A 12,680-nucleotide genomic window follows, 5' to 3' on the forward strand; every position below is an offset into this window, starting at 1 on the left:
GCGACAGATGGATGGATCAAAGCAGACGCAGCGTGCGGCGGCCGTGCCCGGATCGGGCCCGGCGCGCGTCAGGCTGCGTGATGCCGTGGGATGTTTCAGGCCGGTCTCCGGGCTCATGAGTGGGGTGCGCACACCCAGGTCACACGCCTTCCCGGACCCGAACCGCATCCAGTGGCCACTGCGCGACCTTGACTCATTTACCGTTGCGGGGGCAGCGCCGGAATCGCGCGCCATGCACGCCCACCGGCTTCCCTGTTTCACTCCGGCAACCGAAACGATTGCAGAGCACCTGGAACAAGTCGCGAAGGTTAGAGGGTTGGGGATGGAGCGTCAATTATTGGTGGCCGATGACGTGGGCAACAAAATCTGGCGGGTAACGGCTGCCCGGTGACGCTCAGCGTTTACGGCACAGGGTCAGGCCATCGCCCAGTGGCAAGAGCGAAAGATCGACGCGCGAGTCATCCTTCAAGGCGCGATTGAGCGCCTGGATGGCCCGGGTATCGGCGCTGTCGGGTTCGCTCTGCAGCACCCGACCGCTCCATAATGTGTTATCGAAAATGGCCAGGCCGCCAACCCGCAGCAGACGCAAGGCGTATTCCAGATAAACCGGGTAGTTGGCCTTGTCGGCGTCGATGAAGATCAGGTCGAAACTGCCGCCCTGACCTTGCCCCTCCAGTTGTGCGAGGGTGTCCAATGCCGGCGCCAGGCGCAGATCGATCTTGTCGGCCACCCCCGCCTGCTGCCAATAACGCAGGGCCGTCTGGTTGTAGTCTCCCGGAAGATCACAGCAGATCAATCGCCCCTGCGCCGGCATCGCCTGAGCCATGCACAGGGCGCTATAACCGGTGAACGTGCCGACTTCAAGCAGCCGCTGCGCCCCGATCAAGCGCACCAGCAAGGCCAGGAACTGACCCTGTTCGGGCGCAACCTGCCAACGCGCCATGGGCATCGCCTGGGTTTCGGCTCGCAATTGTTGCAGCAGCGGTGTTTCGCGCAGCGAGACGTCCTGCAGGTAGTGGTACAGCGCGTCGTCCAGGTAGAGCGTTTGGGCGGTCATGCCGGCCTCCCTTTGTCAGGGGTTACGCGCCAGGCTGGTCGGCTGCAGGACGCGCTTGGCGTTGAGGTAGGTCTTCTGCCAGTAGGCATTGGACAGGTAATCCAGGCGTACCGTACCACCAGTGGCCGGCGCGTGGACAAAGCGCCCTTCGCCGACGTAGATACCGGCATGGCTGACCTGCGACCCGCCGTTGGTGGCAAAAAACACCAGGTCGCCGGATTGCAGCGCATCGCGCCCGACTTCGGGAGCGCGCAGGCCGATCATTTCACGGGTAGAGCGCGGCAGGGAAATACCGGCAGCATCACGGTAGACGTAACCGATCAGCCCACTGCAGTCGAAGCCCGAGTCCGGTGTATTACCGCCCCAGCGATAGGGCGTGCCGACCAGGCCCAGTGCACGAAACAGCACATCTTCGGCAACCGGCGAGAAATATTGTTGAGGGGCCATGACGGCCGGCTCGGTGACCCGAGGCGACGGGGCATGACTGCTACAGGCACCGAGCAGTGCTGCGAAAAGAACAAGGGCAAAGCGCGCAGCCATCGACATAAACAGAACAATCCTGATCTGATCCGGCTTACTCCGCCGAGAGCCTGGCCATGTGCCAGGAGGTTATAACCCGTTAATACTAGTTGCTATTGCCAAAAACGCACACGGCGACGTGCTTTTTTGAGCTACGTCGCCGTTTTTGCTGCGAAACTGCTGAGCTTAATTGCGCGAGATAACCGTGCTCGGGGCCATGGCCAGCGCACGCTTGGCTTCGATAAAGGTCTTGCTCCAGTAGCGGTCGCCAAGGCTGTCGATGCGCACGCCACCGCTGCGGCGGCTGCTGGAGTGAATGAACTGATCATCGCCCAGGTAGATGCCGGCATGGCTGACACGACCACGACCGTTGGTGCTGAAGAACAGCAGGTCACCGGGCTTGAGGTTGTCGCGAGCGACCAGCGGAGCGTTCACGTTGATCATTTCACGCGTGGAGCGCGGCAGTTTCAGGCCAGCCTCTTCGCGGAACAGGTAACCGATGAAGCCGCTGCAATCGAAGCCGGACGTCTCCGAGGTGCCGCCGAAACGGTAGCGGGTACCGATCAGGGACATGCCACGCTCGAGGATGCTGTCAGCCAGGGCGGGCAGTTGGTAAGGCTTGCTGCTGGAGAATTCGGTCAGCTCTTTTTCGCTCATGAGCTCTTCCTGGAGAATCAGGGAAGGCTGAGCCGAAGCATTGGCGGTAACCGGGTTGCTGACCTGCTGTTGCGAAACCGGCGTATGAGCCGCGCAGCCAAAAAGCAGGGTAACGAGTGCGAGGGGCACGAGGGGTGCGAAGCGCTTTAGCATGGGCACGACCGTGTCAAAATCCATAAGAAGGCGCGACTATGCCTTCTCTCATTCTCATTTGCAAATTCAATCGAAAAAAATGTGACTTGTGAGTTTCCCCATAACCTCTAAGGCCCTCCCCCTCAGATAAATGTCCATGTCACCACTCAGTTCGGTCGGCACCGGATTTATCTCGATCGTGAAGCCACCGCTGGCCCGCGTGCGCAACACCGGTTCGTGAATATAAGGGAAGCTGGCGGTGGTGCCAATCACCAGCACGGCATCGAAACCCAAGGCCATCTGCTTATACAGGGTTTCCAGCGCAGGCTCGGGCAGCAGCTCCTCGAACAGGACCACCGGCGGGCGCAAAATGCCCGAACAGACCCGGCAAAGCGGCGGCAAGGGTTGCTGCAGATGCTCTTGCAAGGCATCGCTGACCGCACCACAGGACTGACAATAAAGCGGGGACAGCTGCCCGTGAATTTCAATCAGGCGCTGCACCGGGCTACCGGCTGCACGGTGGTAGCCGTCGATATTCTGCGTCAACACCCAACAATCGGGCTTGGCCTGCTGCAAGCGGGCGATGGCCTCATGCGCCGCGTTCGGGCGCGCACCCAGGCAAGCGGTGCCCAATTGGGCCAGGTATTTCCAGCACAAGGCCGGATTACGCTGCAGCATGGGGCCGGACAAGGCCTGCTCGATCGGGATGCCTTCAGCCGTTACGCCGTTATACAGCCCACCCAGGCCCCGATAGGTCGGCAGCCCGGAATCGGCGGAAAGCCCCGCACCGGTAATGATCAGGATGCGCTGGGCCCGGCGCAGCACGGCGGCGGCCTGGGCAATCAGCTGTTGATCTACCAACCCAGGGTTTCTTTGAGAAAGGGGATGGTCAGCTTGCGCTGGGCCTGAAGCGACGCCTGATCGAGGCGCTCGAGCAAGTCGAACAAGGCGCTCATGCTGCGGGTGCCGCGGGTGAGGATGAAATGCCCGACTTCATCGGTCAGGTGCAGGCCGCGGCGCGAGGCACGCAGCTGCAGGGCGCGCAGCTTGTCTTCATCGGACAAGGCACGCATCTGGAAAATCAAGGCCATCGTCAGCCGCGACTTGAGGTCGGGCAGCTTGATCGGCAACTCACGCGGTGAGCTGGAAGCGGCGATCAGCAAGCGCCTGCCGCTGTCGCGCAAGCGGTTGAACAGGTGAAACAGGGCTTCTTCCCAGTCCGGCTTGCCGGCGACCGATTGCAGGTCGTCCAGGCAGACCAGCTCGTACTGCTCCAGGTTGTCGAGCAGCTCGATGCCGCGATCGATCAGTTGCGCCAAGGGTAGGTAAACCGCCGGTTCGCCCATTTGCTCGAACCGCAGGCAAGCTGCCTGCAACAGGTGAGTGCGCCCCACGCCCTGCTTGCCCCACAAATAAATCAGGCTTTCAGTCCACCCGGCGTCGGCTTCGCAAAGTCGCTCGACGTAGCCTAGGGCTGCGGCATTGGCGCCTGGATAGTAATTGACGAAGGTTGCGTCATCACGCAGACGCACACCTAGGGGCAGCTGAATCGGTTTCATGCTGGCTGAACAGTTCAAGCGAACCGTAAGGGGCCTCTGTGTAAAGTTAGCAAAGTTTATACCCGTGAAGCCGGGTGCACAATGCAACAGACCACAAGCAAAATCAAAGGTTTGCGGTCACTGCACAATTATTTGAGGGCTATTTGACATCATTCTTGCCACGCCAGGGGCCGCAACCCCCGGCGTGCGGCTACAAATCCGGATCAATCTCACCGCCGTACATATCCGACTCTTTATAGAGATCATTGATGTGTCGCAGCAGCACCATGATCACCGCTGCCACCGGCAAGGCCAGCAACACGCCGGTAAAACCGAACAATTCACCGCCAGCCAGGATGGCAAAAATCACCGCCACCGGATGCAGGCCGATACGATCACCCACCAACAGCGGCGTCAGCACCATGCCCTCGAGCATCTGGCCGACCATGAACACCGCAACGATACCGAGCAAGGGGTACAGATCACCGCCAAACTGGAACAGCCCGGCAATCGTCGCCGCGCCGATGCCGATTACAAACCCCATATAAGGCACGATGGCGGCAAGGCCGGCGAGCATGCCGATCAACAGCCCCAGCTCCAGGCCCACCAGCATGAGCCCGCCAGCGTAGATCACGCCGAGCGCCACCATTACCATCAACTGCCCACGCACGAAGGCACCGAGCACTTCATGGCACTCGCCGGCAAGCGTCACCACCTGCGCTTCGCGCTGGCGCGGCAACAGGCGGCGAAGCTTGGCCATCATCAGGTCCCAGTCACGCAACAAATAGAAGCTCACCACCGGAATCAACACCAGGTTCGCCAGCCAGCCGAGCAAGGCAAGGCCCGAGGCCGTGGCCTGGGTCAGCACGACGCCGACGATGTCGGTGGTCTGCCCCATGTGCTCGGATATCGCCGCCTTGATCTTGTCAAACTTCCAGAAGCCATCGACCAGCCCCAACCGGACCTGCACCCAAGGCAACGCCGTGTGCTGCAACCAGTCGAGCATTTGCGGCGCCAGCTCGTACAGGCGCACCAACTGCCTGGCGAGCATGGGTATCAGCACCAGCAGCAAGAGCGCCAGGATCAGGCTGAACAGCGCGAACACCACGATCACGCCCCAGGTGCGCGACAGCCCTCGCCGCTCCAGTCGATCGACCAGCGGGTCGGCCAGATAGGCCAAAAGAATACCGACCAGAAAGGGCGAAAGGATCGGGTGCAGCCAATATACAAAGGCTGCGAACACCAACACCACAGCCAACCACACCCAGCGACGCGTATCAGTCATCAAAGGCTCCAGACCCAAAGTCAAACCAGGGTGCACTTACCAACGAAAGCGCAGGCCCGTGAAAGGTTGTGGCGCAGCCACGGGTGGCGCGCCCGGGGTTGCGGCAGGGACGGTCGCAACCGGTGCGGTCGGTGCCTCGGCGGGAAGCTCCTGCAATTTGGCCAGGCCCAGCTGAGCCCGCAGCTGATCGGCGCTGCCGGTCACCTGGTAGGTGAGTTTGTCCCCCTCGACGCTCTTCAGGCGCGAGCCGTAAGGTTCGAGTATCCGGCTCAGTTCGGCATAACGCTCAAGGTTCATGCCCTGAACTTGCAGCAGCATGACGCTGCTGGCCCCGGGCTTGGCGACGAAGCGCGGCGCAAGGCGGCCATGAATGGCCAGCATCACCGCATCGGCCAATGCTGCCGGGTCGGCGCCCTGGACAGTGCCCTGCTCACGCTGATCGCCCAGCCACAGGCGCCAGGTGGCCTGCCATTGACCGTTGGCCTCGGTGGCGTGCACCGCCAACAAGGCATCGGCGTCATACCGTGCGGAAGCCGCGCGCAGGGGCGCAGGGTCAGTACCCTCAAGGTTCTGGGCGGTGGCAACGACCTGTTCGTCAAGGTCCGCCAGTGGCAAGCGCAGTGGCAGCCCGCGATGCTGGGCAGCACGGCGCAGCGGCTGGGCGCTGCCCTGGCCGTCGCCGACCAGGCTGGAGCCTTCGGAGCTGTCATTGAGCCACCAACCGAGAATGGCCGGACGGTTGTTGCCCCATTTTGCCAGGCCGGCCTTGCGCAAGGCCCGGTCGGTGGTCACCGGGTCGAAATCCACCAGCAGCGACTCGGGTGGGCCGGCTTCGTAGCCGAACTGGCTGATGATTTGCTGCGGGTCCTTGCGCAATTCGGCGAGGCCTTCGCTCTGGAATGCCTTGGGGTCGCCGGTCAGGCGCAGCACCAGCGTCTCCAGTGCCCGTTGGGTGGCCTGGGCCTTCTCCTCGGCGGATTGGCCATCGACCGGTTCGCGCACCTGGTACAGGTTGCTGACGGTTTCGGCATGCCCGGACAGGCTGAGCAGGAATAAGCAGCTGACCAACAAGTATTTACACAGACGCATGAAGGGTTCCCGACGGGCAGAGACGCGAGCCTGGCAAGCCGCGTGCAAACGATTGAACAGCCATTGTGACCACACTTTCGAGCAAAACATTCAAGCCGCCAGCGCAAGATTTTGTCACGAAGTCACTGCTATACCTTATACAGCCCCCGGCGCGCCAACCAGTCGGAGAGTTCAAGCAAATATTTTTCTGCCATATCGGGCCTGCCCGTCGGCCTGAGGATGGCCGCTACCGGGTAACCCTGATAAAATCGCGCGCCTTCGCAGACCGGAGACGGTCAGGCAGCGGGAACAGAAGGCTGTTCCGCAATCCCTGACAGGTCACGGTCGATTCCACGAATCCCCCCTAAAGGCCTGGATCATGAGCAAGCAACCCTCCCTGAGCTACAAGGACGCCGGTGTAGACATCGACGCCGGTGAAGCATTGGTCGAACGCATCAAGAGCGTCGCCAAGCGTACTGCGCGCCCGGAAGTCATGGGCGGCCTGGGCGGTTTTGGCGCCCTCTGTGAAATCCCGGCCGGCTACAAACAGCCGGTTCTGGTCTCCGGTACCGACGGCGTCGGCACCAAGCTGCGCCTGGCGCTGAACCTGAACAAGCACGACAGCATCGGCATCGATCTGGTCGCCATGTGCGTCAACGACCTGGTGGTATGCGGCGCCGAGCCGCTGTTCTTCCTCGACTACTACGCCACCGGCAAGCTCAACGTCGACACCGCGGCCCAGGTCGTTACCGGCATCGGCGCCGGTTGCGAACTGTCCGGCTGCTCGCTGGTGGGCGGTGAAACCGCTGAAATGCCCGGCATGTACGAAGGCGAAGACTACGACCTGGCCGGCTTCTGCGTCGGCGTGGTGGAAAAGGCCGAGATCATCGACGGCTCCAAAGTCGCGACCGGTGACGCACTGATCGCCCTGCCATCGTCCGGCCCGCACTCCAACGGTTACTCGCTGATCCGCAAGATCATCGAAGTCTCCGGTGCCGACATCGAGAACATCCAGCTCGACGGCAAGCCGCTGACCGACCTGCTGATGGCCCCGACCCGCATCTACGTCAAGCCGCTGCTCAAGCTGATCAAGGATACCGGCGCGGTCAAGGCCATGGCCCACATCACCGGTGGCGGCCTGCTCGACAACATCCCGCGGGTACTGCCAAAAGGCGCCCAGGCCGTGGTCGACGTGGCCAGCTGGCAACGTCCGGCAGTCTTCGACTGGCTGCAAGAGAAAGGCAATGTCGATGAAACCGAGATGCACCGCGTGCTGAACTGCGGCGTCGGCATGGTCATCTGCGTGGCCCAGGACCAGGTCGACACGGCCCTGAACGTATTGCGCGAAGCCGGTGAGCAACCATGGGTCATCGGCCAGATCGGCGTCGCCGCCGAAGGCGCAGCCCAGGTCGAGCTGAAAAACCTCAAGGCGCACTGATGCCCACAACGATGCCCGCAACCTGTGATGTAGTGGTGCTGCTGTCGGGCACCGGCAGCAACCTGCAGGCGCTGATCGACAACCTCCAGGCCGGGGACAGCCCGGCCCGCATCGGCGCGGTGATCTCCAACCGCGCTGACGCCTACGGCCTGCAACGTGCCCGCGATGCGGGCATCGAGGCCCGGGTGCTCGATCACAAGGGGTTCGAGGGTCGCGAGGCCTTCGACGCCGCCCTGATGGAACTGATCGACGGCTTCAATCCAAAGCTTGTCGTGCTGGCCGGGTTCATGCGCATTCTAAGCGCCGACTTCGTCCGTCATTATCAGGGCCGCCTGCTGAACATCCACCCTTCCCTGCTGCCCAAATACAAAGGCCTGCACACCCATCAACGGGCGCTGGAAGCCGGCGACCACGAGCATGGCTGCAGCGTGCACTTCGTCACCGAGGAACTCGATGGCGGACCGCTGGTCGTACAAGCTGTAATACCGGTAGAGTTGGACGACACACCAGAGACCCTGGCACAGCGGGTTCATACCCAGGAACATCAGATTTACCCGCTGGCCGTACGCTGGTTCGCCGAAGGCCGTTTGAGCCTCGGCGATCAAGGTGCACTATTGGATGGCCAGCCCCTGGCGGCCAGCGGCCACTTGATTCGACCCTAGGAGATTTTATGCGTCGCGCCCTGCTTTTCGCTGTCGCTCTGCTCGCACTGCCCGTACACGCGGCGGACCTGAAGCCCTTCTCCGCCAGCTACACCGCCGACTGGAAGCAGCTGCCCATGAGCGGCACCGCCGAACGCAGCCTGAAAGAAACCGGCAGCGGCGTCTGGACCTTGAGCTTCAAGGCCTCGATGATGATTGCCAGCCTGACCGAAGTCAGCACCCTGCGCGTCGACAAAGATGTACTGATGCCACAGTCCTACCACTTCGAACGTGGCGGCCTGGGCAAGGCCAAGAAAGTCGACCTGGATTTCGACTGGTCATCGAAAAAGGTCACCGGCACCGACCGCGGCGATGCCGTCAATCTGCCGCTCAACCGTGGCATCCTCGACAAATCGACTTACCAGCTGGCCCTGCAACATGACGTTGCCCTGGGCAAGAAGAGCATCAGCTACCAGGTGGTCGACGGTGACGAAGTCGACACCTACGACTTCCGCGTACTGGGCACGGAAACCGTCGAGACCAAGGCCGGCAAGGTCGATGCGATCAAGGTCGAGCGCGTGCGTGACCCGACGCAAAGCAAGCGCATCACCGTGCTTTGGTTCGCCAAGGACTGGGACTACCTGCTGGTCCGCCTGCAACAGGTCGAGACTGACGGCAAGGAGTACAACATCATGCTTCAGGACGGTACAGTTGATGGCAAGGCTGTGAAAGGCAACTGAAGCTGATGGGCCATACAAGGGCCCTGCCTTGTCAGATTGGATAGACCTCAATCTGCGATGTACTCAAGGAATGCCCCCGTATTGAAAGGTATGGGGGCATTTTTTTATGGCCAGCGTACTAAAAGTGCCGAATTTGTAGGAATAGGGGACAGACCACGATTTCGCAATCGTCAAAAAATCGTGGTCTGTCCCCTATTTCCACCCCTGAACATCCAATTGTATTGGCTCGCGGGACCAATACTTTCTCTACCGACCAAAAGAACAGTCGCTTCTTCTAGGGCCGCTACTGCGTCTTTTACTCCAATTAATAAGTTTCAAACAATTGAATCAGGCTTATACCCATCAATCAGATAAACATCTGCAACATCGCAATCCGGATAAACCCACTTATCCCAATTAGAAATCAACCAAGCCTTACTTACTCCACCACCATCCAAACAGCCTTCTTTGGGAAGACGAATCAATATCAGCCCAGCTTTATATCCTGAACTTATCATCAACCCATATGGCCTATCTTCATCCTGCGTTTCAAAAATCATAAAATCAACACACTTTTCATAAGGCCACTTCCCAGGAACCCTCAATATACTTCCGCGCAAAACAAAATCCCCCTCAACCGCAATCAACTTAAAATATTCTCCCATTTTACCTCACCCTTAAATCATGACCACCTGACCTATCAGGCAGCTTAGTTTGACTTAAACCAAAATCAACCTCTCCCAAATGCTTGCCGCTCTTTGAGCTCACCACTTCAAAGCGCCCATGCTGCGTATCTAATGCGTATAAATTGCCATCCTTCCCTTTATAAACATCACGACCATTTAATTTAGACAACTTATTATCTTTTACCATGCCATTAGCTGCTGTAATAACTGATGCAACACTCTTAATTTGAGCAACCCTTTCTCCCGGTGGTAGATAGGACAAACCTTTCTCGAACTGAGCAACAGTCTGATTACCTGGTAGAAGTAGGGAGTTATTACCTTTTACACCGACAACCCGTCCCGCCGCCTTATCACCAACAATACCTAGCAAAAACCCCGCCATCAAGACGCCGCCGCCGATGAGCTGTCGCTCACCCGGATTCGCTGGGTCTAGAGGGCGACCTTCAATTTCCTCCGCAAGCCTCTGGCCGGCCAGATTGTTCAGCTCGACAAATTTTTCGCCCAGTGGGGAGCCGCTCAGTACCTCATTCAGCGCATAAGTAATCACCCCCTTCGGACCTTGTGCTGCCGCCAGGATGATGTTGACCGCATTGATCTGGTCGGGATGCTCCTGCAGGTAATTATTGATCTTGACTGCTTTATCGAGTACCTGCTGCTGAACCGTTGGTCCCTCGGCATTCACATCAGTCGGCGCAAGCTCTATCGCGCCTGCAAGATCGATCCCAGCAGCGATCAAACCGTTCTGCGCTTGCTCCAAGTCCGCAGGCTTGAGGTCATTGATTTTCTTCAGCTCAGCCAGCACACCATTGCGGACTTGCGGATTGGAAAGTATGTCGCGGGCCTCCTGCCGGCTGTAGCCCGCTGCGATCAATGCATCCAGCGCTTGTCCGACGATTTCTTCGCCTCCCGCCTTGACGGCGGAGGCAGGCAGTCCTGGGTGCAACAGTGTGTCGAGTTGATTGAGAGTCCCACTGATCAACGCGCCCGCCTGGTCAAAGTTGGCGATCGCTGCCTGGTCGTAGTACTGGAGCTCGTTCCCCCACCGCTCTGCGGTCTCCGTCGGATGCGCAACACCCTCCAGCGAAGACTTGCTGATATAAAGATCGGTCTGTTCTTCGTGATCCTTGGTGACCTCATAGGCCTTGTTGATGTCGCGGTTCAGCCCAGCGCTGGAGTCCTGCCCTGTTTGCGCATCGTTGCGAACGACAATGTCACCTGCACCCACGGTCGCGCGGACGATTTGCTCGCGGTCCTTTTCGTAGTTGTACCCGCTGACGCTCCAGGCAGTGCCACCGCGTTCGCCCCGACCTTCCATACTGCCGTCAGTGGTGATGGTGTTGGCCGTGGCGGCTTTGCTGTCGCCGCCGCTCCAGCCCCAACTGCCACCAACGTTGATGTAGTAGTTGTGCTCCTTGTCGACGCCTTCGATGTCGCGGAAACCGAGGGTGTTGGTGTCGAGTTTGAGGTTGCCGCTGTCGGAGGCGATGAGTGCCCCATCGAGCTGAGTGTGATTTTCGGTGCGGATGTCCAGCTTGTCCTTGGCGGTAATGCTGGTCTGCTGCTCGACCCAGTCGGTCTTGCCGGTGGCCTTGCCGGTGCCAACCGAACCACTGAGACTCCCGCCCGCCAAGCCAACACTCACCGTGGCACTGACGTCCAACTGCTTACCGCTGACCTCGCCCGTATCCGGCAGAGAGGCAACGGTGAGATTACCGCCAACACGGCCAATAACATCGTACCGCGCAAGGTTGCGACGGCGATGGTGGTGTCATTGCCGCTGTTGAAGCGCAGTTGGTCCCCGGCAAAGAGGTAGGCTTGCTGCTGCTTCTGGCCGTCGCGCTCCAGCTTGCCTCGGCCCATGTCGACGCTGGCGTAAACGGAAATGAGGTCCTTGCCGCCGACAGCAGGAATAGGGGAAGCAGGAATAGGGGACAGATCACGATTTTGCAATCGTCAAAAAATCGTTCTCTGTCCCCTATTTCCCCTGTCCCCTATTTCCCCGGCGCGAGGCTGGTGTTGGGTGATAGCATCACTGTACATCTCGTGCTATCAAAAGCGCGCGATCTATCATTTCCAAAGTGATATACGGAACAAACCCTAATCTGTCACCCTGTTCGAAGCTGCGTTGATAGCTTGCAAGGCGGCCTACGTCTCCAGCCATCGCCAAAGCAGCCAAATGCCGCAACGGCATAGCCCCCTTCGAGTTTGTTGGCAAAGCTCTATAAGCTGCCAAGCCTTTTTCTATATCTTGAGCAGAAGCCCAAGATATAGCCGCTTGAGAAAGTCTAGTTACATCATCCAATGAGAAATCGACTATTTTCTCCGGCACGTCATTGCTCACAATTATTGGATCGAAACCTCCAGCCTCACCCAATATAAATTCAACAGTCTCTGTAAAAGTCTTCGTAGAAAGGGACGGCATTAATGAAACCCTGAAATGGTCAGAACGCTTCCCTATAGCCGGAATAATCTGAACCTGCACCTTGCCAAGGTCCATGAGGCAAAAATAGTCTCCAACCTCATCTTTTCTGCATCTCCAGCCAAGCTCTTCTAGGGTTGGCAATATTTCCTTTTCTTTCACTTCTTAGCCCCTGGGAAGTTCATTGTCTCAACCGGAATTCCATTGGGATAACCTTGCTCTCTGAGTGGCTTGCCTGGAATTAGACCAAAATCTCTCGCCACTTTCCCTCGCGGAATGGAGCTACCATCACGAATCTGCGGAAAAATTTCAGACTGGCGAATACTAAGATCAGTACTACCAGTCTTGACCTCAATAATACGAATACTTCCATCGGGCGCTCTCGCCACAATGTCTGGCCAGCAGCGACCAACTCCGCATGCACTGTCAAAAGAAACTTCCTTCTGGCTCACTTTATATCCATGAGAATAGCGAAGAGCCTCCCTTTCTCTGGAATCTGATCAATCACATAGCTGGGAGCA

13 protein-coding genes, 1 pseudogene and 1 riboswitch are annotated in these 12,680 nt (G+C 59.0%); of the genes and pseudogenes, 3 read left to right on the forward strand and 11 right to left on the reverse strand.

All coding sequences use genetic code 11. From position 1 onward, the window contains the following. Positions 1-80: 80 nt before the first annotated feature. Positions 81-308, reverse strand: a riboswitch (cobalamin riboswitch). 86 nt (positions 309-394) lie between these two features. The 7 genes from NVV94_RS20225 to NVV94_RS20255 all read right to left on the reverse strand — a co-directional run bounded on the left by NVV94_RS20225 (position 395) and on the right by NVV94_RS20255 (position 6,277). Beyond that, positions 395-1,057, reverse strand: coding sequence for a class I SAM-dependent methyltransferase (locus NVV94_RS20225; RefSeq protein WP_258444147.1), 663 nt, complete (start codon positions 1,055-1,057; stop codon positions 395-397). A 15-nt stretch (positions 1,058-1,072) separates the two neighbouring features. After that, complete coding sequence (locus NVV94_RS20230; RefSeq protein ID WP_258444148.1) at positions 1,073-1,603, reverse strand: C40 family peptidase; 531 nt, start codon at positions 1,601-1,603, stop codon at positions 1,073-1,075. Between the two features lie 159 nt (positions 1,604-1,762). Further along, a complete protein-coding gene (locus tag NVV94_RS20235; protein WP_258444149.1) occupies positions 1,763-2,386 on the reverse strand; it encodes a C40 family peptidase in 624 nt (207 codons plus the stop codon). Between the two features lie 66 nt (positions 2,387-2,452). Further along, entirely contained in the window at positions 2,453-3,226 is a 774-nt protein-coding gene (locus tag NVV94_RS20240; protein ID WP_258444150.1) for an NAD-dependent deacylase, read from the reverse strand. After that, positions 3,220-3,924, reverse strand: coding sequence for a DnaA regulatory inactivator Hda (gene hda / locus NVV94_RS20245; protein WP_258444151.1), 705 nt, complete (start codon positions 3,922-3,924; stop codon positions 3,220-3,222). The genes NVV94_RS20240 and hda overlap by 7 nt, the downstream gene beginning before the upstream one ends. A 190-nt stretch (positions 3,925-4,114) precedes the next feature. After that, complete coding sequence (locus NVV94_RS20250) at positions 4,115-5,188, reverse strand: AI-2E family transporter (protein ID WP_258444152.1); 1,074 nt, start codon at positions 5,186-5,188, stop codon at positions 4,115-4,117. A 36-nt stretch (positions 5,189-5,224) separates the two neighbouring features. Beyond that, positions 5,225-6,277 (reverse strand): DUF2066 domain-containing protein, encoded by a 1,053-nt coding sequence (locus NVV94_RS20255; protein WP_258444153.1) that lies wholly within the window; start codon positions 6,275-6,277, stop codon positions 5,225-5,227. A gap of 358 nt (positions 6,278-6,635) precedes the next feature. Between NVV94_RS20255 and purM the strand changes: the two genes are divergently transcribed. From purM to NVV94_RS20270, 3 genes are read left to right on the forward strand one after another with little or no spacing between them, the layout of a single operon-like run. Beyond that, positions 6,636-7,694, forward strand: a complete 1,059-nt coding sequence (gene purM / locus NVV94_RS20260) for a phosphoribosylformylglycinamidine cyclo-ligase (RefSeq protein WP_258444154.1) — start codon at positions 6,636-6,638, stop codon at positions 7,692-7,694. 11 nt (positions 7,695-7,705) lie between these two features. After that, positions 7,706-8,356, forward strand: coding sequence for a phosphoribosylglycinamide formyltransferase (purN, locus tag NVV94_RS20265; protein WP_258447760.1), 651 nt, complete (start codon positions 7,706-7,708; stop codon positions 8,354-8,356). Positions 8,357-8,364: 8 nt separating this feature from the next. After that, on the forward strand, positions 8,365-9,075 hold the full coding sequence (locus NVV94_RS20270) for a DUF3108 domain-containing protein (RefSeq protein ID WP_258444155.1): 711 nt from the start codon (positions 8,365-8,367) through the stop codon (positions 9,073-9,075). Between the two features lie 314 nt (positions 9,076-9,389). Here NVV94_RS20270 and imm45 read toward each other — a convergent pair whose 3' ends face one another. The 4 genes and pseudogenes from imm45 to NVV94_RS20295 form a co-directional block, all read right to left on the reverse strand. Next, positions 9,390-9,719: an Imm45 family immunity protein gene (imm45, locus tag NVV94_RS20275; RefSeq protein ID WP_258444156.1), complete on the reverse strand. Its 330-nt coding sequence runs from the start codon at positions 9,717-9,719 to the stop codon at positions 9,390-9,392. 1,060 nt (positions 9,720-10,779) lie between these two features. Beyond that, positions 10,780-11,690 (reverse strand): annotated as a pseudogene (locus tag NVV94_RS27000) (hemagglutinin repeat-containing protein); the annotation flags it as partial. Positions 11,691-11,769: 79 nt separating this feature from the next. After that, complete coding sequence (locus tag NVV94_RS20290) at positions 11,770-12,321, reverse strand: DUF6990 domain-containing protein (RefSeq protein WP_258444157.1); 552 nt, start codon at positions 12,319-12,321, stop codon at positions 11,770-11,772. Further along, positions 12,318-12,611, reverse strand: a complete 294-nt coding sequence (locus tag NVV94_RS20295; RefSeq protein ID WP_258444158.1) for a hypothetical protein — start codon at positions 12,609-12,611, stop codon at positions 12,318-12,320. Before NVV94_RS20295 ends, NVV94_RS20290 begins: the two co-directional genes overlap by 4 nt. Positions 12,612-12,680: the final 69 nt, after the last annotated feature.

This window comes from Pseudomonas sp. LS1212, from assembly GCF_024741815.1.
Classification (GTDB): domain Bacteria; phylum Pseudomonadota; class Gammaproteobacteria; order Pseudomonadales; family Pseudomonadaceae; genus Aquipseudomonas.